Raw genomic sequence first — 24,987 nt, 5'->3', positions numbered from 1 at the left:
ACGATTTCAGCCTAAATTCTAAGCAAACGTTTACTGGCATACCCTGACATTTCTGCAAGTGGTTTATGCCGATTTTCCAATGAATGTAGTATTTTTCTGCATTTGGGATGGAGAGAATTTATATCAAAAACCTAAAGCCAGGAAGGCGTTCAATGCCATTCGGAATAAAATAAGATTTATCCCATGATGATATTTCTTCTAAATATCTTAATTTAACCCTCGCAATTCAAATCGCGCACTTTAATACTGCATTAATAGTGTTTTTGCAGTGCCAGATATTAATACAGTAATTCTCATCCACTAATTGATAAGAAAGGTAATAGCATTTATGAGAAAGTCACGATATAGCGAAGAGCAAATCACAAATGCCATTAAAGCTTCTGAAACGGGAGTGAAAGTCAGGGAGATTTGTGAGGAGCTTGGCATTTCCGAGGCCACTTTCTATAGCTGGAAGAAGAAGTTTTCTGGGCTCTCTTCCGAAGAAGGTAGAAAAATCAAGGAGCTGGAAGATCAGCTACTTAACCTCACGCGTGAGCTGCAATCACTGAGTTCCGATAAAGAGATGCTGCAAAGCGTATTGAAAAACTTCTTCACCACCAATGAAAAGCGTCAGGCGGTTAACTTTCTGCAAACGACATTCGACATAGGTACCCGTCGTAGCTGCCGTTTACTGGATATTAGCCGTAGCGTTTATCATTATCCTGCAGGTACAGATAATCGCTAATACCATTAAGGCCGATGTTATTTGACCTAATGCTGAGATTTGTTCTTACCAGAAGATATGAAGATCATTTAATACGGCGTTCACAACATAACAATTCGCACCAATTTTTCCTGATGAATACCATCGCGGAATTGCTTCCTTTTTTGCGGTAAAATAGATTCACATCAGCAAAAGTCTCTCTATTCAAGCCATTCTAACGAAGTCCAATCTCATTTCGGTGAGATTGGCGCTTCGATCATTACTTTACCAACATTAATCATCAGTCCTGAATGCGGATAGTTCTGTTAAGCATTAATGAACAACCGCGTGTAACCGCTCACACACAACCTCTGTTTTCATCTGGATCTGTTCTGAGATCGATTCGTCAATCGTTTGACGCGCGTAGACCATAACTCCCTCTTCTGTTGCCAGGAATAATCCTGATAACAAAGGTTACCTGCCCTAAACAATAACGGCCAAAAAGCGGGAAATAAGTTAAATTCCTGCACCCTATTCATCGCTACGCTTAATGGTTTTTTGCCAAAGGTTAATGGAATCTTTCTTAACATCTCTCGATTCCCTTAAGCAAAAAGTGGTTTTCAAGTGCCAATCTTCAGTGCCAAATGGCAATAAACGGTAGGTTAGATGCATGTTTTTGCGCGTTAATACGTCGGTTTTTTCCGCTTTAGGGCCTGCGATAGCCAGGAAGATCGGAGATTCGTGAAGGTTCAGGAAGCCTTAATACGGTCAAACACTCATGCGCCGGACGAAACGGTATGACTTTTTATGACAAATCAGCGCTAAAAAGAGGACTGCAATTAGCCAAAATGTTATATCGACAGCTAGCTGAGCGCCTGAATGGGCGAAGAGGCGTGTGAAAAGGGTTAGTCAAATTCTTAAAATACAGCGTAGTACGCTGCCGAAATGATTTTTCAGCAGCCCTATTTTGATGACCTATACCGCAGTGATGCGCGGCTCGGGTTTAATACGCATCGCGTAGATCACGCCAATAATCAAACAACCAATGCCAAGCGCGGTTAGCAGCGGCGGCCAGCTTTGTCGCCACAGAAATGTCCACAGCAAACCGGCTAAGGTTTCGAACACAATCAGCGGCCCCATGATCACCGTCGGCACGCGTTGGCTGGCCGCATTCCAGCAGAGCGTGCCCAACCATGAGCAAATCAGCCCGATACCTAACATCAATAATAGAAAGCGTTGCGGCTGCGGCCCGAATGGCAGCGCAAATGCAGGTTGCTGCCAGTGAAGCTGCACGCAGACTAATAGATAGAACACTATTGCCAGCGGCAGCGTCACCAAACCTTGTGCCGTCGCCCAGCTGGATGGCTTGTGCTGGGGATGCGCGCGTAACCATAAACCATTACGCAGCGGATACCATGTCCAGCATGCCACCGCCAGAACCGCTAACCCTAAACCGGTGAGATAGCGCGACCAATCAAAATCGGGGCCTTGCGTCTGGAGTTCGGCGGCATTCACGCAAGCCAGGCCCACAGCAATAATCAGCAACGCTGGCGTCAATCTACGCCACGGCAAGCGCCCTTCAAGATGGCCATAACAGAGATTGGCCGTCACGGTAATCACCACCGGCAAGGTGCCGATAATCATGGTAGAAATGGGCGCGCCGGTGCGTTGAATCGCGCTGGCGAGAAACGCGTAATAGAGCAAATTGCCAATCAGCGACAGCTTCAGCGCTTCAATCCAGTCTTTGCGTGCCAGCTGACGCAAACGACGGCGATCCAGCCAGGCGAGCGGCAACACCACCAAACCAAAGGCGACGTAGCGTCCGGCCGATTGCAAGGTGCCGGGATAATCCGGTATTAACAGCGGGCCCACAAAGATCAATCCCCACATCAGTCCCGCCGCCAGCGCAAACAGTATTCCAGCAAACATAAACTCTTCCTTTATATGCATTCCGCTGCAGTGTGACGCAGGTGGAGGCTAAAGGCTTGTAGCAGATTGCGGTTAGCGTGAAGGGAACACTTGTTTTTGATAGCGGCCCGGCGTGATGCCGTAGCGATGCGCGAAGGCGCGGGTGAGATGAGCCTGATCGGTAAGACCAACCGATGCCGCGACGGTTGCCGCACTGTCGCCGCGTGCCAGCTGCTGTTTTGCTGCGAACAGACGAAAAGCCATCAGCATTTGATGCGGCGTGACGTGGAAGTGTTGTTTAAAACTGCGCAGGAAATGCCACGGCGACAGTGATGCCAGCGCAGCAAGTTCTTCGAGGCGCACCGGTTCGGCGAGATTTTCACGCAAATAGTCTCTTACCGCATCAAAGCGATGTGCACCTTCGACAGGTCGCTGCTGTCCCTGACGCGCCAGCGGACGCATTAACTCCAGCAGTTCGAGCAAAATGCTTTCACGCTCCAGCGGGGTTTCCGCCTGCCACATCTGCGCCAGCAATTGAGAAAACGGCTGCGCCAGACGCGCATCGGTGCGCAGAGCATCGGTGAACCACCAATGACGATCGCCGGTCAGACGATCCATCTCCTGCGGATCGATATAGATCATGCGATAACGCCAGCCTTCGTCGCAGGCAGATTCACCGGTGTGCAGCTCGTCAGGATTCATCATCACCAGCGAATGCTGCGGCGCGGTGTAACTGGCTCCGCGATAGCGAAAGCGCTGGGCGCCCGATTCGATAGTGCCGATGCCAAAGGCTTCATGGGTATGCGGTTCAAAAGCGTAGCGGGAGATGTGCGCCTGATACAGCTCGATGCCCGGCAGCTCAGCAAAATGCTGAAACTGCGCACGATCTTGCTCACAAGGAAAGATTTCAGGAACCACCTTCACGACACACCTCCGGGAAAAATCGCTTATAAGCATGCGCGGCAGTGGCGATAAATGCAAAGCGGATTTGCTTTACCTCGTTGCGAGTTCACCGGACACTGTCAAAACTTAACAGGAGATCAAAATGGCTAATCGTGTGGTTGTGGTAGTGGATATGCAAAATGGCGTGCTGGCATCGCCGCGTTTTGATCGTGCCGGACGCTGCGAGCGGATCAATCAGTTAACCGCTGCGGCCGATCAGGTGATCTTCATCCAGCACGTTGGGCCAGGTTTAGAGGTCAATTCAGCAGGCTGGGCCATCGTCCCCGAGTTGAATCAGCCGGCCAACGCCATCTTTGTCAATAAAACCGCCTGCGACAGTTTCTGGCAAACCGATCTCGCCGCTCAACTCGACCAACGCGGTATTAAAAGCTTCGTTATTTGCGGCTGCGCGACCGATTACTGTGTCGATACCACCATCAAAGTCGGCGCCAGCCTCGGCTATCACATCACCGTCGCCGCCGATGCGCATACCACCGCCGACCGCACCTATGTTTCCGCACAACAGCAAATTAATCAGCACAACGAAGTGTGGGCCGATTTGATTATGCCGGGCAACCCGGTGCTGGTACGTGAGACGGAAGCGTTATTGCGGGAATGGCGACCGCATTAGAGGTTCTGCTATTGAAAACTTCTGACAAGTGTCAATAATAGAGTATGACATTTGTCAGACCTGGAGAATTTTATGAGAGCCTACATTCCTGATGGCAAATCACATGACAATGCACTTTGGCGCTTTGCTGGCTTACCCCCACGCGGATTGGAGCTAACTCGCATGCTTGAGGCGGGCTTGCCGGTCGCGGTGATTGATGACATTCGTCATTGGTCGGCAATGAGTAGAGCCGAAATTATGAAGGTCACTGGCATCAATGAGCGAAATATTGCCCGCCGTAAAAGCGCAGGTAAAAGCTTGTCACCCGATGAGAGCGAACGCATAGCCCGCTTCGTCCGAGTGATGGATGCAGCCGTTCAATTGTTTGGTGGTAATAAAGAAGATGCTACGCAATGGTTAAGCCGGCCGGTCAAAGGATTAGGTAACATTGCCCCTATTACATTGCTAGCCACTGAAAGCGGCGCACTGGATGTGCTCGATTTGATTGGCCGTTTGGAGCATGGTGTCTTCTCGTGATTTTCTATCGGCTAACCAAAACGCTATACGCTTCTGAAGCCTGGACCGGCAACGGTGCGAAACAGTACGGTGGCCGCTGGAATCACAAAGGCCACGCAACCATTTATGTCGCAACCTCGGTTTCACTTGCTGCGCTTGAAGTGCTGGTGCACGTTTCGAACGAGTCGATTTTGGATGATTACACTTTATTCAGCATCGAGATTCCTGACGATGAAGTCTCCTATATTGGAGAAGCATTTTTGCCAACCGATTGGCGACAGGATCCGGCTCCGGTTTCGACTATGGATTTGGGTACAGGTTGGCTTCAATCGGGGGAAGATGCAGCGTTGATTATTCCCTCAAGCATTATTCCGATGGAAAATAATGCGATATTGAATCCGGAACATACGGTATTTGAGGATTATCTGTCGAGCATAAAAAAGCTGCCGTTTTCATTCGATAAGCGATTGATTAAATAATAAAAATATCTTTTTTGAACAATAAAAAGCCCCGCATTGCGGGGCTCTAAACAGATACTACATTCTGTATTTTTAGAACGGAATATCGTCGTCAAAATCCATTGGCGGTTCGTTGTTAGCAGGCGCGCTCTGCTGCTGTGGACGCTGCTGCGCACCGCCGCTGAACTGGTTGCCACCGCCCTGCGGCTGCTGTTGTGGCTGCTGTGGCTGGCCCCAACCATTGTTATTGCCGCCGCCCTGGCCGCCCGCCGGTGCGCCACCTGCGTTCGCGCCCTGCTGACGTCCGCCCAGCATCTGCATGGTGCCGCCAACGTTAACCACCACTTCAGTGGTGTATTTATCCTGGCCGGCCTGATCGGTCCATTTGCGGGTACGCAGCTGACCTTCGATGTAAACCTGAGAACCTTTACGCAGGTATTCGCCAGCCACTTCCGCCAGCTTGCCGAACAGCACAACGCGGTGCCATTCCGTGATCTCTTTGTTTTCACCGGTTGTCTTATCGCGCCAGCTTTCTGACGTGGCCAGCGTAATGTTGGCTACCGCGCCACCATTTGGCATGTAGCGCACTTCCGGATCCTGACCCAGATTCCCGACTAGAATCACTTTGTTTACGCCACGACTGGCCATGTTGCTGTCTCCCGATGAGTTGATGCTAAAAGTCTAAGCGAAAAATTGTATCACGTCACATTGGCGTGTGCCCACTTTAGAGCGGGATTCCAAAATTTATCGGCGGACAGAATAGCAAAAACACTGGATATTTATTCAGTTTATTTTTTGTGCCATAATGGACCGTTTCTGCTGGTCGTGCTGGCAAGGCATGGCGAGTGTTGTTCAATCCGGGAAAGGTGAATGGATAAGATCGAAGTCCGCGGTGCTCGCACCCATAATTTGAAGAACATCAACCTGATCATCCCTCGCGATAAGCTCATTGTGGTCACCGGTCTGTCAGGTTCCGGTAAGTCTTCGCTGGCGTTTGATACGCTGTATGCGGAAGGCCAGCGTCGCTATGTCGAGTCGCTTTCGGCCTATGCGCGCCAGTTTCTTTCATTAATGGAGAAACCGGACGTTGACCATATTGAAGGTCTTTCGCCCGCCATCTCCATTGAGCAGAAATCGACTTCGCATAACCCGCGTTCCACTGTCGGCACCATTACCGAAATTCACGACTACCTGCGCCTGCTGTTCGCGCGCGTGGGTGAACCGCGCTGTCCGGATCATGACGTTCCTCTGGCAGCGCAAACCGTGAGTCAGATGGTCGATCAGGTGCTGTCGCAGGAAGAAGGCCGTCGTCTGATGCTGCTGGCACCGGTGGTGAAAGATCGCAAAGGCGAACACACCAAAACGCTGGAAAACCTCGCTGCGCAGGGCTATATCCGTGCGCGTATTGATGGCGAAGTGTGCGATCTGTCGGATCCGCCGAAGCTGGAGTTACAGAAGAAGCACACCATCGAAGTGGTGATTGACCGCTTCCGCGTGCGCGAGGACCTGGCAACGCGTCTGGCCGAATCCTTTGAGACCACGCTGGAACTGAGCGGTGGCACGGCGATCGTCGCCGATATGGACGATACCAGCGCCGAAGAGATGCTATTCTCGGCCAACTTTGCCTGCCCAATCTGTGGCTACAGCATGCGTGAACTCGAACCGCGCCTGTTCTCGTTCAACAATCCGGCTGGCGCCTGCCCGACCTGCGATGGCCTGGGCGTGCAGCAATATTTCGATCCCGATCGAGTGGTGCAGAACCCCGAGCTGTCGCTAGCCGGAGGCGCCATCCGCGGCTGGGATCGCCGTAACTTCTACTACTTCCAGATGCTGCGCTCGCTGGCAGAGCATCTGCAATTCGATGTCGAAGCTCCGTTTAACAGCCTGAGCGACAAAGCGCGCGAAGTGATTCTGTACGGTTCCGGCAAAGAGAATATCGAATTCAAATACATCAACGATCGCGGTGACACCTCAGTGCGACGCCATCCGTTTGAAGGCGTGCTGCACAACATGGAGCGCCGTTATAAAGAGACGGAATCCAACGCGGTGCGCGAAGAGCTGGCGAAATTTATCAGCAACCGTGCCTGCGCCAGCTGTGAAGGTACGCGTCTGCGTCGTGAAGCGCGTCATGTTTTTGTTGAAGACACCAACCTGCCGACCATCTCAGAAATGAGCATCGGTCATGCGATGGATTTCTTCGCCAACATGAAGCTGAGCGGCCAGCGTGCGCAGATTGCGGAAAAAATCCTGAAGGAGATTGGCGATCGCCTGAGCTTCCTGGTGAACGTCGGCCTGAATTACCTGTCGATGTCACGCTCGGCGGAAACGCTCTCCGGCGGTGAAGCGCAGCGTATCCGTCTGGCCAGCCAGATTGGTGCCGGTTTAGTCGGCGTGATGTACGTGCTGGATGAACCCTCAATCGGCCTTCACCAGCGCGACAACGAACGCCTGCTTGGCACGCTGATTCACCTGCGCGATCTCGGTAACACAGTGATTGTGGTGGAGCACGATGAGGATGCGATTCGTGCCGCTGACCATGTGATCGATATCGGCCCAGGCGCGGGCGTGCACGGTGGTCAGGTGGTTGCCGAAGGTGATGTGCACGCGATCATGGCGAATGAAAATTCCCTGACCGGCCAGTTCCTCAGCGGCAAACGCGAGATTGCGATTCCCCAAGAGCGCGTCAAAGGCGATCCAGCCAAAGTGCTGAAACTCACCGGTGCGCGCGGTAACAACCTCAAAGATGTCACGCTGACGATTCCGGTCGGCTTATTTACCTGCATCACCGGCGTGTCCGGATCGGGTAAATCGACGCTGATCAACGATACGCTGTTCCCAATTGCGCAGCGCCAGCTTAACGGCGCGACCACCATCGAAGCCGCGCCTTATCGTGAGATCGCCGGTCTGGAACATTTCGATAAAGTGATCGATATCGATCAGAGCCCGATCGGTCGCACACCGCGTTCGAATCCCGCGACCTACACCGGCATTTTCACGCCGGTGCGTGAACTGTTCGCCGGCGTGCCGGAAGCGCGTTCACGCGGCTACAATCCGGGGCGCTTCAGCTTCAACGTGCGCGGCGGACGCTGCGAAGCCTGTCAGGGTGACGGCGTGATCAAGGTAGAGATGCACTTTCTGCCCGACATCTACGTGCCGTGCGACCAGTGCAAAGGCAAACGCTATAACCGCGAAACGCTGGAGATTAAATACAAAGGCAAGAGCATCCACGAAGTGCTGGATATGACCATCGAAGAAGCCCGCGAATTTTTTGATGCGGTGCCGGCGCTGGCGCGTAAGCTGCAAACGCTGGTCGATGTCGGCCTGTCGTATATCCGTCTGGGCCAGTCAGCTACCACGCTTTCTGGTGGTGAAGCGCAGCGCGTCAAGCTGGCGCGTGAGCTGTCAAAACGCGGCACAGGCCAGACGCTCTATATCCTCGATGAGCCGACCACCGGCCTGCACTTTGCGGATATTCAGCAGTTACTGGAAGTGCTGCATCAGCTGCGCGATCAGGGCAACACCATCGTGGTGATTGAGCACAACCTCGACGTGGTGAAAACCGCAGACTGGATTGTCGATCTCGGCCCGGAAGGCGGCAGCGGCGGCGGTGAAATCCTGGTGTCCGGCACGCCAGAAACGGTGGCGGAGTGTGAAAAATCACACACGGCGCGTTTCCTTAAGCCAATGTTGAAGAAGTAAATTTCTCTCAGGCCCGCCATTGCGGGCCTGTTTTTTTCTGTCGGATTCCGCAACGAAATGCAGGAACAGGCAAGAATCAGACAACTTCAGGCATATACGCATTACCCCCTGCTGACTATCCTTACAACGTTCCTTTTGGCGTCCCTTACGCCCTTTATCCCTTCAGTACGCTGAACGGGATCCCGCATAGAAATCACGACACATCCTACTGGAGACACCATGAATATTACGCATGCCTATGCCGCACAGGACGCGAAAGCAAAACTCGCCCCGTTCGATTTTACGCCACGCGAACTGCGCGCTCATGATGTGCAGATTGAAGTGTTGTACTGCGGCGTCTGCCACTCGGACCTGCATACCGCGCGCAACGAATGGCGCAACACCATTTTTCCTGTAGTGCCTGGCCATGAAATTGTTGGTCGCGTGACGGCCGTTGGCGCTCACACCCACAACTACAAAGTGGGCGATTTGGTCGGCGTTGGTTGTATGGTTGATTCCTGCCGCAGCTGTCCAAGCTGTCAGGAAGGGCTGGAGCAGTATTGCGAGGATGGCTTCGTTGGTACTTACAACGGTGAAGACCGTGAAACCGGCGCAATCACTTACGGCGGTTACTCCACCAGCATGGTAGTAGATGAAAGCTTCGTGCTGCGCGTACCAGAAAATCTCGATCTGGCGGGCGTTGCGCCACTGCTGTGTGCCGGTATCACCACTTACTCACCGCTGCGCCACTGGAATGTCGGTCCGGGTAAAAAAGTCGGTATCGTCGGTTTGGGCGGCCTTGGTCACATGGGCGTGAAGCTAGCTCATGCGATGGGCGCACATGTGGTGCTGTTCACCACGTCACCGTCAAAAATTGAAGATGGTAAACGTCTGGGCGCTGATGAAGTGGTGATCTCGAAAGATGCCGACCAAATGGCCGCACACACCAACAGCTTCGACTTCATCCTGAACACCGTTGCAGCGCAGCACGATCTCAACCCGTTCATTGCCCTGCTGAAGCGTGATGGCAACATGACGCTGGTCGGCGCGCCGGAGCACGATCATCCGGCACCGCAGGTCTTCAACCTGATCTTGAAACGTCGCAGCATTGCCGGTTCACTGATTGGCGGCATCGCGGAAACCCAGGAAATGCTGGATTTCTGCGGCAAGCACGGTATCACTTCAGATATCGAACTGATCGCGATGAATCAAATCAACGAAGCCTACGAACGTATGCTGAAAAGCGACGTGAAATACCGCTTCGTGATTGATATCAATACTCTGCGCGAGGAATCTGCGGCTTAATTTGCCTCAGTGTTCATCATGGTTGACGCCCGCCGCGCGCGTGGCGTCAGCCTGTTGCCAGGAAGCATCCACCAGATAATAAATCTGCGAATCTTTTAGCGAACCATCCAGCCACAGCGTGCTCCAGTGCGACTTATTTAAATGTTCGCTGGGAAACACATCGTTGTGCTCCTCACGTAACAATTCCGCCAGCGCAGGCGTAGCTTTCAGCGACAAGGCCGGACGCCCTTTTACCTCATAAAGCATGGCAAACAGCACACCTTCACTTTTAATCTGCGTCGCCTGCCAGCACTCTTTAAAGCTTTGCTCCGCGCCCGGCTTGCTCATGCAGTACGTCAGTAAATCCGAAGTATTCATCTTTTATTCCCCTTGTAAGGTCGCCACGATACGCCGCGCACCGCCCTGCACCCGATGTTCACCCAACCAGATTCCCTGCCACGTACCTAACATCAGGCGACCGCGGTTAACCGGAATCAGCAGCGAGACGCCGAGCAGTGACGATTTGATGTGTGCCGGCATGTCGTCAGCCCCTTCGTAATCGTGCTGATAAGGCGCACTTTCCGGAACATGGCGTAAGAAATGCTGCTCCATATCGCTGCGCACGGTGGGATCGCAATTCTCATTGAGCGTTAACGACGCCGATGTATGTTGCAGCAGCAGATGCAGTTGGCCGACGCGCACATCGGATAAGCCATGAAGCTGGCCGACAATCTCGTCGGTGATCAGATGAAAGCCGCGCGCTTTGGCGCCAAGCGTAAGCGTTTGTTGATGCCACATGCCAGAATCCTAAAAGTAATTACACCGTTTAAGTGTGCAGCATGTCGGCGAAAGGTAAACCCTGAAGAGAGGAAAAAACGGCAGAGCGTAAACTCTGCCGACTGAAGGTTAGTCGCTCAGCTTAGCGGCCATGGTTTTGATGCTGCCCACATCATCTTTAGTGATCGCAGCCAGACGCTCGCCGTACTCTTTATCAGCCTTGTAGAAGTACGACAACATAATGGCGCGGCTCTGCACATCCGCACCTTTCAGCGCGCCGCCCAGAGAATTGATCAGATCGGTTTTCTCTTTGTCATTGAAGGAACGATACAGATCGCCCGCCTGCTTAAAGTTCTGCGTTTTAGCAATCATCGCCTGCTGCGTGGTGCCGCTCAGCGGGCTGTGGCTGTATCGGGCGCTCTGCAGCTCTTCGCGTGGATAGACACGGCTTGGCTGATAGTTGACGCCATGATCGTCAGCCTTGCCGCTGTTCATTGCGCCGTCCTGGTTACCGTTGCTCACCGGCACGCGCGGCGCGTTGACCGGCAACGTCAGGCCATTGGCGCCCAAACGGTGCATCTGGGTATCGGCGTAAGAGAACAAACGACCTTGCAGCAAGCGATCTTCCGATGGCTCAATGCCCGGAACCAGATTCGATGGCGCCATCGCCACCTGCTCGGTTTCCTGGAAGAAATTATCCACGTTGCGGTTCAATTCCATCTGGCCGACTTTCACTTCTGCGATACCCGGCCAGATTTTGGTAGCGTCCAGCGGGTTGAAGTCGAACTTATCCAGATCGCTGGCTTTGATGGTTTGAATATAGAGATCCCATTTCGGGAAGTCTTTGTTGTTGATCGATGCCACTAAATCTTCTGTCATGTGGCTGAAAGTGCTGCTCTGAATAGCCGCCACTTCGCCCGGATCGAGATTTTTCTCGCCCTGCAGGGTTTTCCAGTGGAATTTCACGTAGTGCACTTCACCTTTGGCGTTGACGAACTTATAGGCGTGCACGCTGTTGCCATCCATCTGGCGATAGTTTGCTGGCGTCCCCATGTTGGAGAACAGCATGGTCAGGCCGTGCGTGGCTTCCGGTACGTGAGAGAAGAAATCAAAGGTGCGCGCGTCGTTGCCAAGATTGGTGCGTGGATCAGGCTTAAAGGCATGCACCATGTCCGGGAATTTAATCGCGTCGCGGATGAAGAATACCGGCAGGTTGTTACCCACTAAATCCCAGTTGCCCTGGCTGGTGTAAAACTTGGTGGCAAAACCGCGCGGATCGCGCAGCGTTTCCGGTGAATGTTTGCTGTGCACCACGGATGAGAAGCGCACAAATACCGGCGTCACGCTGCCTGGTTTAAAGACTTCGGCAATGGTTAAGTCGCTGATGTCTTTGCTGGCGCGGAACTCGCCGTGCGCGCCGGTACCGCGTGCATGTACCACGCGCTCTGGAATGCGTTCTCGGTCAAAGCGTTGCAGCTTTTGGATCAGCTGCACATCTTGCAGTAACACTGCGCCATTTTCGCCTGCGGTTTGTGAGTTCTGGTTATCGCCGACGGGTGCGCCGTTATCACGCGTTAAAGCGGTGCTGTAAACCGGAAGGGAAAAGGCTAAGGCTAATACACAAGCGAGGGGTTTGACTGCAAAAGAGTAAGCGGTCCGGGTCATAAGCGTGCTTCCTTGTGAGTTTAAATATGCGACTACATTGCCGCTCTCGCGCCGTTTCAGGCTGGAGGATATTTACACTCATGGGGAGAAGCGCTAACGAGACCAGTCCGGTTTATAGTTAAAAAAAGTTATAAATAAAAAACCGCCAAACCATGTTGGCGGTTTTTTGTGGCGCGCCGTCGCAGTGAAGTTACATCACCGCAGCAAACGCCTCAGCAACCTGGTTGACGTTACGGCTGTTCAGGCCGGCAACGCACATGCGGCCGCTGGCGATCAGATACACGCCAAACTCATCACGCAGACGGTCAACCTGCTGCGCGCTCAAGCCGGTATAGCTGAACATGCCACGCTGTTTCAGCAGGTAATCAAAGTTTTGTCCCGGCAGTTTGGTACTCAATACTTCAACCAATGCCTGACGCATGTCGATGATGCGCAGACGCATCGCTTCGACTTCTGCCAGCCAGTTGTTGAGCAGCGCTTCGTCGTTCAGCACGCAGGAAACCACCTGCGCACCGAAGTTTGGCGGGCTGGAGTAATTGCGGCGCACGGTGGCTTTCAGCTGGCCCAGCACACGAGCGGACTCTTCCGCGCTATCGCAGACAATAGACAGGCCGCCAACGCGCTCGCCGTATAGCGAGAAAATCTTGGAGAACGAGTTGCTGACCAGCGCAGGCAGACCCGCGGCCGCAATCGCGCGAATCGCATAAGCATCCGCTTCCATGCCCGCGCCAAAGCCCTGATAAGCGATATCGAGGAACGGAATCAGCTCCTGCGCTTTCAGTACTTCGGTGGTTTCATCCCACTGTGCGTTGGTGAGATCGGCGCCGGTTGGGTTATGGCAGCACGGATGCAGCAGCACGATGGATTGCTTCGGCAAGGTTTTCAGTTTGGCGATGAACGCATCAAACTTCACGCCGTTGGTTTCCGCGTCATACCACGGATAGGTATTCACCTCGAAACCGGCACCGTTGAAGATCGCGACGTGGTTTTCCCACGTCGGATCGCTCACCCACACGTTGGACGCCGGGAAGTAACGCTTAAGGAAATCAGCACCGACTTTCAGCGCGCCTGAGCCGCCCAACGTCTGGATGGACGCAATGCGGCCCGCTTGCAGCATCGGATGTTGTTTACCGAACAGCAGCGGTGCAATGGCGTTACGGTAAGCGTTCAGACCTTCCATTGGCAGATACAGCGACGCCTGATGCGGCTGCGCCTGCAGGCGCTCTTCTGCTGCGGCAACCGCCTGCAGCTGAGGAATGATGCCCGCTTCGTTGTAATAGAGACCAATGCTCAGGTTTACTTTGTTATCGCGCGGATCTTGTTTGAAGGTTTCCATCAACGACAGAATCGGATCGCCGGCATAGGCATCAACGTTTTGAAACACGGTGCAGATCTCCATGATTGGTCATAAATAAGAGGTAAAGATGCGTCATCAAACCATGTAACGGCCGGGACGATGATTCATTGCGATGATGAGATTGAGGATCACCGCGCCCGCGATTGAAGCAAACAGCATCGGTAACGACACCACAAACAGCGACGCTAATACCACGCAGGTATCGACCGCCATTTGCAGTTTTCCGGCACGCAGACCGATGCGGTCCTGCAGCCAGAGCGCCAAAATATTAATACCGCCGAGGCTGGCTTTGTGACGGAACAACACTATAAACCCAATGCCCATCACCACGTTACCGAACAGTGTCGCATAAAACGGATTTAGCGCAGAAAAATGCACAAACAGTGGATGCAGATGGGTGAACAGCGACACCAGGCCAACCGCGCAGAAGGTTTTCAGGGTAAATTCCCAGCCCATGCGCCGCACGGCGAGCCAGTAAAATGGCAGGTTGATCAGGAAGAAGGCGCTACCGAAGGAGAGCGGTGACAAATAGCTGATTAAGAAGGCAATACCGGCAGAACTGCCGGTGAGTGCACCCGCCTGTTTCAGCATAATGACGCCGAAAGAGACCATTAGCGTGCCGAGGACTATCGCCAGCGCATCTTCAATCAGCGAATGGGGAACTTTAGTGGGTTGAACAACGTTATCCATGGGTTAATCTCATTGCAAATGATGCGGTTCAAATGCAAAAAACGCACCACATCGGCGGCGTACGCTCGCCGCCGATGGGTGCCAGTGATTATCCAATTGATAACTAAGGCGCTTTATTGCAGGTTTTTGTGTATCAGTTGAGACTCAAACCATCAACTCATGCACAAATCTGTTTTCTGGTGCGCGTTTTTTGCATTATTAAGGCAATAATTGCACCAGATTAGCACGTCACGCACTTTTTTGGCGCGTTTTGTGCTGTGGGATGATCATCAAACCGTTCTCTTTCAAACGGCTCAATACCACGGAAGTTTTCACGTGCGCCACGCTTTGATGGCCAGCGACTAACTGGCTGATCAGCGCGCTCAGTGAAGCCAGATCGGCCACCGCCACTTTCAGCAGATAATCAGCATCGCCGGTGGTTTTGAACGCATCAACGATCGCGGCTTCTTCTTCCACCATGCGATGGAAACTCTCTTCATAATCCGGCGTATGGTTTTTCAATCGCACTTCAATCAATCCCACCATGCCAAGGCCCACCGCGTCGGGCGAGAGGCGTGCGTGATAGCCGAGAATGAGATTGGCCTGCTCAAGATTGATGCGGCGGCGTGAACATTGCGACGCCGAAAGTCCGACTAAATCACTGAGTTCCTGGTTGGTGAGGCGTCCGTTAGATTGTAATAATGTCAATATCTTAAGGTCGTGATCGTCTACCTGAGTCATTCTGTTTCCACAGCGTAATAAGGGGCGCTTTGCTACAGATAACCTGATTAAAGCCGGGGTTGTCCAACACTATTTTCTGATGACGTGAAATGCATGCACAAAACGTGCATGCATCCGGAATGAAAGGGTTATTCGTCGTCGTATTGCGGGCCAGCATAGTTATCAAAGCGCGACCACTGGCCATTAAAGGTCAAGCGTACCGTACCGATCGGGCCGTTACGCTGCTTACCCAGGATGATCTCGGCGATGCCTTTGAGATCGCTGTTTTCGTGATACACCTCGTCACGGTAGATAAACATGATCAAGTCGGCATCCTGCTCGATCGAGCCTGATTCACGCAGATCCGAGTTCACTGGGCGCTTATCCGCACGTTGTTCCAGTGAGCGGTTCAGCTGCGACAGCGCCACCACCGGCACATTCAGCTCTTTCGCCAGCGCTTTGAGCGAGCGCGAGATTTCAGCGATCTCCAGCGTACGGTTGTCCGACAGCGCAGGCACGCGCATCAGCTGCAGGTAGTCGATCATGATCAGGCTCAACCCGCCGTTTTCGCGGAAGATGCGGCGCGCGCGTGAGCGCACTTCGGTGGGCGTCAGGCCAGAAGAGTCATCGATAAACATGTTCTTCTTCTCAAGCAAAATCCCCATGGTGGCGGAAATGCGCGCCCAATCTTCATCTTCCAGCTGACCGGTACGAATGCGCGTCTGATCTACGCGCGACAGCGACGCCAGCATACGCATCATCAGCTGCTCGCTGGGCATCTCTAGGCTGAAAATCAACACCGGCTTGTCCTGCAACATCGCGGCGTTTTCGCACAAATTCATGGCGAAGGTGGTTTTACCCATCGAAGGACGCGCCGCGACGATGATCAGATCCGAGCCCTGTAAACCGGCGGTTTTTTTGTTCAAATCCTGATAGCCGGTATCGACGCCGGTGACGCCGTCGTGCGGCGTTGAGACCAGCGACTCAATGCGCGATACCGTGGCTTCCAGAATCTGCTCGATATTCTGCGGGCCCTGATCTTTATTAGCGCGCTGTTCAGCAATTTTGAAAACGTTCGATTCGGCGAAGTCGAGCAGATCTTCACTGCTCCGTCCTTGCGGATCGTAACCGGCATCGGCGATTTGGTTCGCCACCGAGATCATCTCGCGCACCACTGCACGTTCGCGCACGATATCGGCATAAGCACCAATGTTCGCGGCACTTGGCGTATTTTTTGCCAGTTCGGCCAGATAGGCGAAGCCGCCGGCCATCTCTAATTCACCAAGCGTTTCCAGCGATTCAGAGAGCGTAATCAGGTCGATCGGTTGGCCAGCTTCCAGCAAACGCTGCATTTCCGTGAAAATCAGACGGTGCGAACGGTTGAAGAAATCACTGGCGACGACGCGTTCAGAAACGTTGTCCCAGCGCTGGTTATCCAGCATCAACCCACCGAGCACCGACTGCTCCGCTTCTATGGAATGCGGCGGCATTTTCACGCCTTCCAGCTGCCGATCGCGGGGTTCGTTCGATTTGTTGGTGGGTTTATTTCCTGCCATAGTGAATGCATTACCGATCGTGAAAGGGACGCGCAAGTATACCGTCCCAGGATGAACAATCACAGGAGTCAGAATGGCAAAGCGTATTCAGTTCAACCAACACGGCGGCCCAGATGTACTGCAATGGGTCGATTTCGAACTGGCCGATCCCGCCGAACATGAAGTGCAGGTGGAAAACAAGGCAATTGGCATTAACTACATTGATACCTACGTGCGTAGCGGCTTGTATCCGCAAAGCAGCTTCCCTTCCGGCCTGGGTACCGAAGCAGCCGGCGTGGTGAAGCGCGTCGGATCGGCGGTGACGCGGTTTAAGGCGGGCGATCGCGTGGTCTATTGCCAGGCCGCGCTGGGCGCCTACAGCGAAGTGCACAATGTGGCGGAAGATCGTCTGGTGATCCTGCCGGACAGCATCTCCTTTGAGCAAGGCGCGGCCTCTTTCCTCAAAGGTTTAACCGTGCAGTATCTGCTGCGCCAAACCTATAAAGTGAAAGCTGATGAAATCTTCCTGTTCCACGCCGCCGCGGGTGGCGTGGGTTTGATCGCCTGCCAATGGGCCAAAGCGCTCGGCGCACATCTGATTGGCACGGTGGGTTCGGCTGAGAAAGCGAAGATAGCTAAAGATGCCGGTGCCTGGGCGACAATTAACTATCGTGAAGAGAATATCGCGAAGCGCGTCAGCGAGTTGACCCATGGCGAGAAAGTGGCCGTGGTGTATGACTCGGTGGGGAAAGATACCTGGGAACCTTCGCTAGATAGCCTGCGTCGCCACGGGTTAATGGTCAGCTTTGGTAATGCGTCGGGTCCGGTTACCGGCATTGATCTCGGCATTCTCAACAAGAAAGGCTCGCTGTTCGTCACCCGACCTTCGCTGTTCGGTTACATCACCAACCGTGAAGAACTGGATGCCGCCAGCAATGAGTTGTTCTCATTGATCGCCAGCCGCGCGATTCAGCTTAACGTGCCCGAGCAGCAGAAATTTGCCTTGAGTGACGCGGTGCGCGCGCATCAGGTGCTGGAGAGCCGCGCGACTCAGGGTTCCAGCCTGCTGATTCCCTGATCGCTAAATGCAAACGGGGCTTCCCGTAGGAAGCCCCTTTTTTCTTTCTTTTTATAGTTCGCGCTGGTGTAGGGACAGCGGCGATGAATTCGTTTGAAACAACGCCAATCATCCTGACAGAAAACATAAGTAAAAAATATGTTTAAATGCGGAATAATGCTAAGCAATATCCGAGTCTGTGATCGTCACCGCAATTAGCGCCAGTCCCTTCTATCTAAGTCGCTGATTTTTCTTTTCAGCCTGCGCATCTTTGCCTCACCTGAAGGCGTGGTAAATGCCCGATAAAGCCAGACAGCGACAACCGCCAATACCAGCCATGGCAACACTTTAATAACAATTGCCAGCAATCCGCCAAAGAACATCAAAGCGGTCGCCACCACCAATGCTGCAATAACGCCCAGCAACGAAACGCCGGTGAACAGCAGCATCAGAAAAAAGCCGATAACAAATAGAATTTCCACGAAGGCTCTCCTGTGTAAGTAACATCAGGAACATTACAAGATACGTGCCAGGTTATAAAAATAGCTAACTGCTTGAAAGCAATGGACAATAGTTGAATGAAGAAATAATGAGGTGATGAAAAAAACTAATTCTCGGCGTAGAAATAACCATCTATAAAATTATGATACTGGCTTTACGGTGCGCATGAAGGCGCACCGTATCAAACCGGAAGGTTCCGGCATGCTAAACAGTGATTACATCACTTCTTGGGGGATCTTATCCGCTACCAGCGCTAACGCCGCTTCCAGCACGCGCACATCGGCGCCGGGTTTGTGGGCGTTTTCACTTAAATAGCGACGCCACTGGCGCGCACCCGGAATGCCCTGGAACAGGCCAAGCATATGGCGCGTCACATGGCCGAGGTACATGCCTTTGGATAGTTCAGCTTCAATGTAGGGATACATCGAGCGCACCACCGCTACCGGATCGACGCGCGGCGTATCGCGACCGAACAGCTCGCGGTCAACCTGCGCCAGAATGCCCGGATTCTGATAGGCTTCGCGCCCCATCATCACGCCATCCATATGCTGCAGATGCAGTTTGGCCTCTTCCAGCGTTTTGATGCCGCCATTAATCGCCATGGTCAGCGCCGGGAAATCGCGCTTCAGCTGGTAAACGCGGGGATAATCGAGCGGCGGAATCTCGCGATTCTCTTTCGGACTTAAACCCGATAGCCACGCTTTGCGCGCGTGGATAATAAAAGTATCGCAGCCGCCCTGTTGCGCCACGGTGCCAATAAAATCACACAGGAATTCGTAGCTGTCCTGCTCATCAATACCGATGCGAGTTTTGACCGTCACCGGAATGCTCACCACATCACGCATCGCTTTAATGCAGTCGGCAACCAGCGCCGCATCGCCCATCAGGCAGGCGCCAAAACGTCCGTTCTGGACGCGATCGGATGGACAACCCACGTTGAGGTTGATCTCATCGTAGCCACGCTCTTCTGCCAGCTTAGCGCACTGCGCCAGGGCGGCGGGATCGCTGCCACCCAGCTGCAGCGCCAGCGGATGCTCTTCCTCGCTGTAGGCCAGATAGTCACCTTTACCGTGAATGATCGCGCCGGTCGTCACCATTTCGGTATACAGCAGCGTGTCACCGCTCAGCTTACGGTGAAAATAACGACAGTGACGATCGGTCCAGTCGAGCATTGGGGCGATGGAAAAACGTTGCGAGGAGAAAGTATCGGTCATGAAACGCAGTAAATCCGCAGTAAGTAAGTGATGAGAAACTGCGCAATCATATCACAGCAAAACGGGCGGCACAGCCGCCCGTTATCAGACGGGTAATTAGAAGTTGAATCCGAGCTGCAGCATGGCACCTACGGTGTTGTCTTTACCCACAGAACCGGCCAGGTCCAGATGGACAGCATTGTTGAACGGTGACACACCCAAACCGGCGGTGAACACGTCAGTATCGGTCGACTTCAGATCGGCGCGATAGCCGGCACGCAGCGCCAGCCAATCCAGCACACGATATTCCGCACCTACGCCAGCATATTGGCTGGTGTCTTCCGACTTGAAGCGCTTGGTTTCAGTCAGATCAACATCCCCCGCCAGCGTAAACGGCCCGTTATTCCAGGAAAGCCCTGTAGTGACCAACGGACGAATTTGATAAGTATCGCGGTAACCGTTCACCTCTTTAGTATCGAGATCGCGCGAGATCAGGTTTTGTCCGGTCACGCCAAAGGTCCAGTTCTCACCGAAATCTGTTGCGACACCCGCATCCATGTTGAAACCGGTATCGCTGCTGCGGTAGCGGCTGCTGTTGATGTCACTCTTGTCGTAGTTGTAGATACTCGCGGTGTAGTTATACAGCCAGGTTTTCTGCAGCTTTGGCGTCACGCCGACAGAAACCGGATGGCCGGCAATCGAGAACTCATGCGCGACTGACACACCATAATCGGTGACTAATGCCGCCAGGCCATTGGCGCTGGAGCGTAAGTTATTTTCATCACCCGGCACAGGCACTCTCGTGCCATTGGCAACCGCGCGCAGGTAGGCAATATCGCTATCTGCCACGTTGGCGCGCACAATCGCAGTGCCGTAAGCCTTGGTGATAAAGGCAAAAGGTAAGGTTTCATTCGGAACGGTGACGGCCACGGCCACGCCGGCTGTTGCGTGAGCTTTATTACCACGCAGGTCGCTGAGCTGGTTTGCCATATCGCCTGCGGCGGCCTTCAGCTGCGGGTAACCATTGAGGTAATCCTGAAAGGTCAGGTTATCGATCACGTCCTGATAACGATCAACGGTATCGGTAATGTCGTCAACGCGATCGATCAATTTGTCTTTATCGGTAACCTGTGCGCCGGCTGATGGAAGAATGATGCTGACGTTATCTTCAGGCTGCGCCTTGGTCATCAATGCTGGGTTAGCCAGCACCGCCGAACTCCAGGTGGAAGAGGCTACGCCGGTACCGCCCATTGCGTCGTTACGCGCGTCGTACCATGTACCTGCTGCCAGAGCTGAGGAAGAGAGAAATACTGCATTCAAACCAACAAGATAAGCTACTTTTTTGTGCCTGAATAATGTCTTCGCCATGAGCCTGCCATCACCTTTGAAATGTCGCTGAATCACTCACCGACTGAAAGTTTAGTTAGCCGCTATTCTGAACCCTGGCTAACGCTTCATTGCTGTGAATTAAAAGGAAATAGCACTGCTATTCGCAGAATTGGACGCTTCCACGCCATTCCGCTGTGTTTTTATGCAGAAAAATTAACAGTGAGTAAATTGAGACCAGAAATTACTTAAGACCTTTTGAACCATAGCCGCTAACCCGGTGAGTTGCAAAGCAAAATCCGTGCAGACGTTGCGCTGCCTGGCCGGACGCATTTTACAGACATAAGGGTTGCAGCAATATTGACGGAAAAATGGCGAAGGTAATCTATTGATTGGGGAGAATTTTCTTAGGGATTTTAAGGACAATAAGCAATCACAGCAGCGTAAAAATTTGTGTGATAAAATAACATCACCTGCAACCCGGAGAATGCTTATGTCAAACCTCACGCCAGAACAACTTCTTACCCAGGCTGAATCACTTTGCCTTGATCGCGGCGTGCGCCTGACCACTCAACGCGCCGAAGTGTTGCGCTTAATGGCAGAGCAGAACGGTTCGATAAGCGCTTACGATTTGCTGGATCAACTGCGTGTCAGTGAACCGCAAGCAAAACCGCCCACCATCTATCGCGCGCTGGATTTCCTGCTGGAACAGGGATTTATTCATCGCGTAGAGTCAAATAACAGTTACGTGGTTTGCCATCATTTTGATGAGCCAGCACATACTTCGGTGATGTTGGTGTGTGACGGTTGTGCGGCAGTTAGCGAAAAACATGCTCATGGCGTGGAAAAAACCATCGCTGCATTAGCGGATCAGGCGGGATTTTCTCTGCGACATACCGTGATTGAGGCACATGGCCTGTGTGAAAATTGCGTAGAAGTGGCGGCTTGCACGCACCATGAAACCTGCGAGCATGACCATCAGGTCGAGGGTAAAAAGCGGGTAAGAAAATAGGGAGGCACATCCTTGTGCCGGGCCAATCACTACGCTAAATGATTGGCGGGTAGGAGCATCATCCGTGAAGTGAGATTACCAGCGGTAATCTTTGTTGGTTGTTTCCCAGTCTTTCACTTCTTTCTCGGCCTGGTCTTTACCATAACCGTAGCGTTCCTGGATTTTACCAACCAGCTGATCGCGTTTACCTTCGATCACAGTGAAGTCGTCATCGGTCAGCTTGCCCCACTTCTCTTTAAATTTGCCTTTGAACTGCTTCCAGTTTCCGCTCGCTTCGTCTTTGTTCATAATATTCCTCCACTACATCCTGAGTGAGATAGATATATTGCCTGCTTAGCTGGCGATATACCCAGACAACGCGCTACTCATGTGCGCCGTATAAGGTAATTGTAGTAGCCGCTTCGCAGTTTGCAGGGAAATACAGATTAATCTGTAGGTTACGCTTCGCTTATTCAGGCGTTAAACCAGCTATCGCGCCGCCAGTGACCACGCCAAATGAGCCACAGCGTCAGTCCGCGTAACGCGAGGAATATCGTCACCGCCAGCCATAAACCGTGATTACCGAGCCACGGCAGCGTGAGCAGCGAGACACCGTAGCCGATCGCCGCCATCACCATGCTGTTGCGCATCTCACGCCCGCGCGTCGCGCCGATAAACATGCCGTCCAGCAGATAGCACCAGACGCCAACCAGCGGCAGAATCACTTGCCAAATCAGATAGCGGTCGGCCATCTCTCGTAGCGCTTCCAGTGACGTCAGCATCGCCACAATCTCCGGACCGGTGAATGCATAAATCAGCGCAAAGATCGCGGCGACGAAGCATGCCTGGCGACAAGCCGCATGCCAAATCAGCAATAGTCGGCTGCGATCTTTGGCCCCAACCGCTTCACCCGAACAGGCTTCAACCGCGTAGGCAAATCCATCAAGCGCGTATGCGGTGAAAGTGAGGAACATCAGCAGCACCGCATTGACTGCCACTACATCCGGCCCAATGCGTGCGCCAAGGATGGTGAGCGACGCGAAGCAGATTTGCAGCATCAAAGACCGCAGCATAATGTCGCGATTGAGGCGGAATAGCCGCGCCGCATCGCCGCGCCAGCTGCTTTTGAGTAAAGCAAAATGGATACCGCGCATCTTTAGCACCCGCGCCACCATCCACAAACCCACGCCCAGCGTGACATATTCTGCCAGCGCGGTAGCCGCCGCCGCTCCAGCGACACCCCAATGCAGTTTGAGCACGAACAGCAGATCCAGCAAGATATTCACCAGGTTGCCGATGATTAGCAGCACCATCGGTGCCCGCGCATACTGCACGCCCAGCAGCCAGCCAAGAATCACCAAATTGGCCAAGGTTGCGGGCGCACTTAGCCAGCGAATCTCAATAAATATTTTCGCCTGTTGCTGCACTTCCGGGCTGCCACCCATTAACGCTGCCGCCAGGCTGCTGACCGGCGTTCGCAGCACCATAAACAGCGCACCAAAAACCAGCGCAATCAGTAGCGGCTGTGTTAAGGCGCGCGCCAGCGCCGTTTTGTCATTGGCGCCAAATGCCTGAGCGGTGAGTCCGGTGGTGCTCATGCGCAGGAACAGCAGGAGCATAAAGATGAAGCTGGTGGCGGTTGTGCCCACGGCGACGCCACCGAGGTAGATCGGGCTATCGAGATGACCAATAACGGCGGTATCCACTACACCCAGTAATGGGACGGTGATATTTGACAGGATCATCGGCAGCGCTAGCCGCCAGAGCGTTTTATCTGAAGAGGAAAACAGCTGCATTAGCCCATTCCGTTGTGTGCGGTAATCAGCGTAATGGCGCCAGAATGAGCCGCAGAAAGAGTCACAGAGAAGTAAAACAGCAGACTGCGGTCAGCGCAAACACGCACCGCCGCAGTTAAAGTGGATCAGAAACTGATCAGAGCCACTCGCCGTTGCGCACAATCCCGACAGCTAAACCTTCAACGGTTAGCGACTGCTCACGGGTATCCACGACAATCGGCTGAAAATCGGTGTTTTCCGGCAGCAGATGTACAATCGCACCCTGCTTTTTCCAGCGTTTCACTGTGACTTCATCATCAATGCGCGCCACGACAACCTGGCCGTTAAGCACTTCCTGCGTTTTGTGTACCGCTAACAGATCGCCATCCATAATGCCGATATCTTTCATCGACATACCGCTCACGCGCAGCAGGAAATCGGCGCTCGGTTTAAAGAGGTTAGCATCCACCTGATAGTGGGCTTCGATGTGTTCTTGTGCCAGCAAAGGTTCACCGGCAGCGACGCGGCCAATCAGCGGCAGCCCTTCGCTCGGTTCTTCTTCCATCAGCAAACGAATCCCGCGCGATGCGCCGGAAACAATTTCAATTACGCCTTTACGCGCCAGCGCTTTCAGATGCTCTTCGGCAGCATTGGGCGAGCGGAAACCCAGTTGCGCAGCAATTTCCGCACGCGTTGGCGGCATGCCCGTCTGGTTAATATGGTCGCGAATCAGGTCATAGACCTGTTGCTGCCGTGCAGTTAACGCTTTCATCCCGCCCCCTGGTTGTTTATACAGTCGCTGTGAGTATATACAGGTATTCGCGAAATGAAAACCGTAACAGAGGGAAAAATCAGCGGTTTGATGAATCTGGAATCCCTATCTCAAATGCGTCCAGAGCAGCGCGATCCAGACGAACAGAGCCAGTAAGATAGTCAGCAATACGGCAGCCGATCCCATATCTTTAGCGCGGCCAGCGAGCGGATGTTGCTCCTGCCCGATGCGGTCGACCACCGCTTCGATAGCGCTATTAAGGATCTCAACGATGATAACCAGCACTACCGAGCCAATCATCAGGATGCGGGAAAGGGTATCTACATCCAGCCAGCAAGCCACGAGAATGGCCACCAGCGCGGCAATGGCTTCCTGCCGAAAAGCGGCTTCGTGCTGCCATGCGGCACGCAGGCCCTGCCAGGAATAACCGGCGGCTTTCACTATTCTTACTAAACCGGTGACGTTATTTGCCATGTCTATGGAACCCTTGAACTATTTTGACGTCAATGTGTGGGCAGTATGAGGCGGCAGAGCCACAGACCTTCGCTGCGCTTTCTGGTATGCTTGCCGC

The 24,987-nt window shown here is 53.2% G+C and carries 25 protein-coding genes; 8 read left to right on the top strand and 17 right to left on the bottom strand.

Translation table 11 applies throughout. From position 1 onward, the window contains the following. The first annotated feature begins 328 nt into the window (after nucleotides 1-328). Nucleotides 329-724 carry an IS3 family transposase gene (locus AAF463_RS01725; protein WP_008109970.1) on the top strand — a complete coding sequence of 132 codons (396 nt, stop codon included), beginning with the start codon at nucleotides 329-331 and terminating at the stop codon, nucleotides 722-724. Between the two features lie 933 nt (nucleotides 725-1,657). On the opposite strand, the gene AAF463_RS01720 is transcribed toward AAF463_RS01725, so the two are convergent. Further along, nucleotides 1,658-2,611 (bottom strand): DMT family transporter, encoded by a 954-nt coding sequence (locus tag AAF463_RS01720; protein ID WP_350261423.1) that lies wholly within the window; start codon nucleotides 2,609-2,611, stop codon nucleotides 1,658-1,660. 72 nt (nucleotides 2,612-2,683) lie between these two features. Next, a complete protein-coding gene (locus AAF463_RS01715; RefSeq protein ID WP_101763054.1) occupies nucleotides 2,684-3,514 on the bottom strand; it encodes an AraC family transcriptional regulator in 831 nt (276 codons plus the stop codon). 121 nt (nucleotides 3,515-3,635) lie between these two features. On the opposite strand from AAF463_RS01715, the gene AAF463_RS01710 reads away from it, so the two are divergent. The 3 genes from AAF463_RS01710 to AAF463_RS01700 all read left to right on the top strand — a co-directional run bounded on the left by AAF463_RS01710 (nucleotide 3,636) and on the right by AAF463_RS01700 (nucleotide 5,137). Next, on the top strand, nucleotides 3,636-4,163 hold the full coding sequence (locus AAF463_RS01710; RefSeq protein ID WP_210081825.1) for an isochorismatase family protein: 528 nt from the start codon (nucleotides 3,636-3,638) through the stop codon (nucleotides 4,161-4,163). Nucleotides 4,164-4,235: 72 nt separating this feature from the next. After that, on the top strand, nucleotides 4,236-4,679 hold the full coding sequence (locus AAF463_RS01705) for an antitoxin Xre-like helix-turn-helix domain-containing protein (RefSeq protein ID WP_101763056.1): 444 nt from the start codon (nucleotides 4,236-4,238) through the stop codon (nucleotides 4,677-4,679). Further along, nucleotides 4,676-5,137 (top strand): RES family NAD+ phosphorylase, encoded by a 462-nt coding sequence (locus AAF463_RS01700; RefSeq protein WP_350261422.1) that lies wholly within the window; start codon nucleotides 4,676-4,678, stop codon nucleotides 5,135-5,137. Before AAF463_RS01705 ends, AAF463_RS01700 begins: the two co-directional genes overlap by 4 nt. Before the next feature lie 72 nt (nucleotides 5,138-5,209). Here AAF463_RS01700 and ssb1 read toward each other — a convergent pair whose 3' ends face one another. Next, complete coding sequence (gene ssb1 / locus AAF463_RS01695) at nucleotides 5,210-5,764, bottom strand: single-stranded DNA-binding protein SSB1 (protein WP_192236001.1); 555 nt, start codon at nucleotides 5,762-5,764, stop codon at nucleotides 5,210-5,212. A 222-nt stretch (nucleotides 5,765-5,986) separates the two neighbouring features. Between ssb1 and uvrA the strand changes: the two genes are divergently transcribed. Together uvrA and AAF463_RS01685 are read left to right on the top strand one after the other, a co-directional pair. Next, a complete protein-coding gene (gene uvrA, locus AAF463_RS01690; protein ID WP_101763058.1) occupies nucleotides 5,987-8,815 on the top strand; it encodes an excinuclease ABC subunit UvrA in 2,829 nt (942 codons plus the stop codon). A gap of 219 nt (nucleotides 8,816-9,034) precedes the next feature. Then, a complete protein-coding gene (locus AAF463_RS01685; protein ID WP_350261421.1) occupies nucleotides 9,035-10,099 on the top strand; it encodes an NAD(P)-dependent alcohol dehydrogenase in 1,065 nt (354 codons plus the stop codon). A gap of 6 nt (nucleotides 10,100-10,105) precedes the next feature. Here the strand turns inward: AAF463_RS01685 and AAF463_RS01680 are convergent, their stop codons facing one another. From AAF463_RS01680 to dnaB, 7 genes are all read right to left on the bottom strand, one after another. Further along, the gene (locus AAF463_RS01680; RefSeq protein ID WP_101763060.1) at nucleotides 10,106-10,456 is read right to left on the bottom strand and encodes an MmcQ/YjbR family DNA-binding protein; all 351 of its coding nucleotides are present in this window, start codon (nucleotides 10,454-10,456) and stop codon (nucleotides 10,106-10,108) included. Between the two features lie 3 nt (nucleotides 10,457-10,459). After that, nucleotides 10,460-10,876, bottom strand: a complete 417-nt coding sequence (locus AAF463_RS01675; protein WP_061718371.1) for a secondary thiamine-phosphate synthase enzyme YjbQ — start codon at nucleotides 10,874-10,876, stop codon at nucleotides 10,460-10,462. 108 nt (nucleotides 10,877-10,984) lie between these two features. Then, nucleotides 10,985-12,520, bottom strand: coding sequence for a catalase (locus AAF463_RS01670; RefSeq protein WP_350261420.1), 1,536 nt, complete (start codon nucleotides 12,518-12,520; stop codon nucleotides 10,985-10,987). Nucleotides 12,521-12,710: 190 nt separating this feature from the next. Continuing rightward, nucleotides 12,711-13,904 (bottom strand): amino acid aminotransferase, encoded by a 1,194-nt coding sequence (locus tag AAF463_RS01665; protein ID WP_101763128.1) that lies wholly within the window; start codon nucleotides 13,902-13,904, stop codon nucleotides 12,711-12,713. 48 nt (nucleotides 13,905-13,952) lie between these two features. Then, nucleotides 13,953-14,567 (bottom strand): YitT family protein, encoded by a 615-nt coding sequence (locus AAF463_RS01660; RefSeq protein ID WP_008109953.1) that lies wholly within the window; start codon nucleotides 14,565-14,567, stop codon nucleotides 13,953-13,955. 228 nt (nucleotides 14,568-14,795) lie between these two features. After that, nucleotides 14,796-15,287, bottom strand: a complete 492-nt coding sequence (locus tag AAF463_RS01655) for an Lrp/AsnC family transcriptional regulator (RefSeq protein WP_097095220.1) — start codon at nucleotides 15,285-15,287, stop codon at nucleotides 14,796-14,798. 128 nt (nucleotides 15,288-15,415) lie between these two features. Continuing rightward, a complete protein-coding gene (dnaB, locus tag AAF463_RS01650) occupies nucleotides 15,416-16,822 on the bottom strand; it encodes a replicative DNA helicase (protein ID WP_101763062.1) in 1,407 nt (468 codons plus the stop codon). A 73-nt stretch (nucleotides 16,823-16,895) separates the two neighbouring features. Between dnaB and AAF463_RS01645 the strand changes: the two genes are divergently transcribed. Beyond that, a complete protein-coding gene (locus tag AAF463_RS01645; RefSeq protein ID WP_101763063.1) occupies nucleotides 16,896-17,879 on the top strand; it encodes a quinone oxidoreductase in 984 nt (327 codons plus the stop codon). A gap of 194 nt (nucleotides 17,880-18,073) precedes the next feature. On the opposite strand, the gene pspG is transcribed toward AAF463_RS01645, so the two are convergent. The 3 genes from pspG to traF form a co-directional block, all read right to left on the bottom strand. Next, entirely contained in the window at nucleotides 18,074-18,307 is a 234-nt protein-coding gene (pspG, locus tag AAF463_RS01640; protein WP_240632917.1) for an envelope stress response protein PspG, read from the bottom strand. Between the two features lie 267 nt (nucleotides 18,308-18,574). Continuing rightward, nucleotides 18,575-19,573 carry a tRNA dihydrouridine(20/20a) synthase DusA gene (dusA, locus tag AAF463_RS01635; protein ID WP_110868152.1) on the bottom strand — a complete coding sequence of 333 codons (999 nt, stop codon included), beginning with the start codon at nucleotides 19,571-19,573 and terminating at the stop codon, nucleotides 18,575-18,577. Nucleotides 19,574-19,669: 96 nt separating this feature from the next. Beyond that, nucleotides 19,670-20,920: a conjugal transfer protein TraF gene (traF, locus tag AAF463_RS01630; RefSeq protein ID WP_137384961.1), complete on the bottom strand. Its 1,251-nt coding sequence runs from the start codon at nucleotides 20,918-20,920 to the stop codon at nucleotides 19,670-19,672. 451 nt (nucleotides 20,921-21,371) lie between these two features. On the opposite strand from traF, the gene zur reads away from it, so the two are divergent. After that, complete coding sequence (zur, locus tag AAF463_RS01625) at nucleotides 21,372-21,890, top strand: zinc uptake transcriptional repressor Zur (RefSeq protein WP_350261419.1); 519 nt, start codon at nucleotides 21,372-21,374, stop codon at nucleotides 21,888-21,890. Between the two features lie 75 nt (nucleotides 21,891-21,965). Here zur and AAF463_RS01620 read toward each other — a convergent pair whose 3' ends face one another. From AAF463_RS01620 to AAF463_RS01605, 4 genes are all read right to left on the bottom strand, one after another. Beyond that, nucleotides 21,966-22,178 carry a CsbD family protein gene (locus tag AAF463_RS01620; RefSeq protein ID WP_110868149.1) on the bottom strand — a complete coding sequence of 71 codons (213 nt, stop codon included), beginning with the start codon at nucleotides 22,176-22,178 and terminating at the stop codon, nucleotides 21,966-21,968. A gap of 164 nt (nucleotides 22,179-22,342) precedes the next feature. Further along, nucleotides 22,343-23,665, bottom strand: a complete 1,323-nt coding sequence (dinF, locus tag AAF463_RS01615; RefSeq protein ID WP_350261418.1) for an MATE family efflux transporter DinF — start codon at nucleotides 23,663-23,665, stop codon at nucleotides 22,343-22,345. A gap of 136 nt (nucleotides 23,666-23,801) precedes the next feature. Beyond that, nucleotides 23,802-24,416, bottom strand: coding sequence for a transcriptional repressor LexA (gene lexA, locus AAF463_RS01610; RefSeq protein WP_350261417.1), 615 nt, complete (start codon nucleotides 24,414-24,416; stop codon nucleotides 23,802-23,804). A gap of 105 nt (nucleotides 24,417-24,521) precedes the next feature. Then, on the bottom strand, nucleotides 24,522-24,890 hold the full coding sequence (locus tag AAF463_RS01605; protein WP_101763070.1) for a diacylglycerol kinase: 369 nt from the start codon (nucleotides 24,888-24,890) through the stop codon (nucleotides 24,522-24,524). Between the last annotated feature and the right edge of the window lie 97 nt (nucleotides 24,891-24,987).

Source organism: Pantoea sp. BJ2, assembly GCF_040255075.1.
Classification (GTDB): domain Bacteria; phylum Pseudomonadota; class Gammaproteobacteria; order Enterobacterales; family Enterobacteriaceae; genus Pantoea; species Pantoea leporis.
The sequence above is the reverse complement of the archived record's forward strand: the minus strand, read 5'-3'. Positions and strand labels throughout refer to the sequence as shown.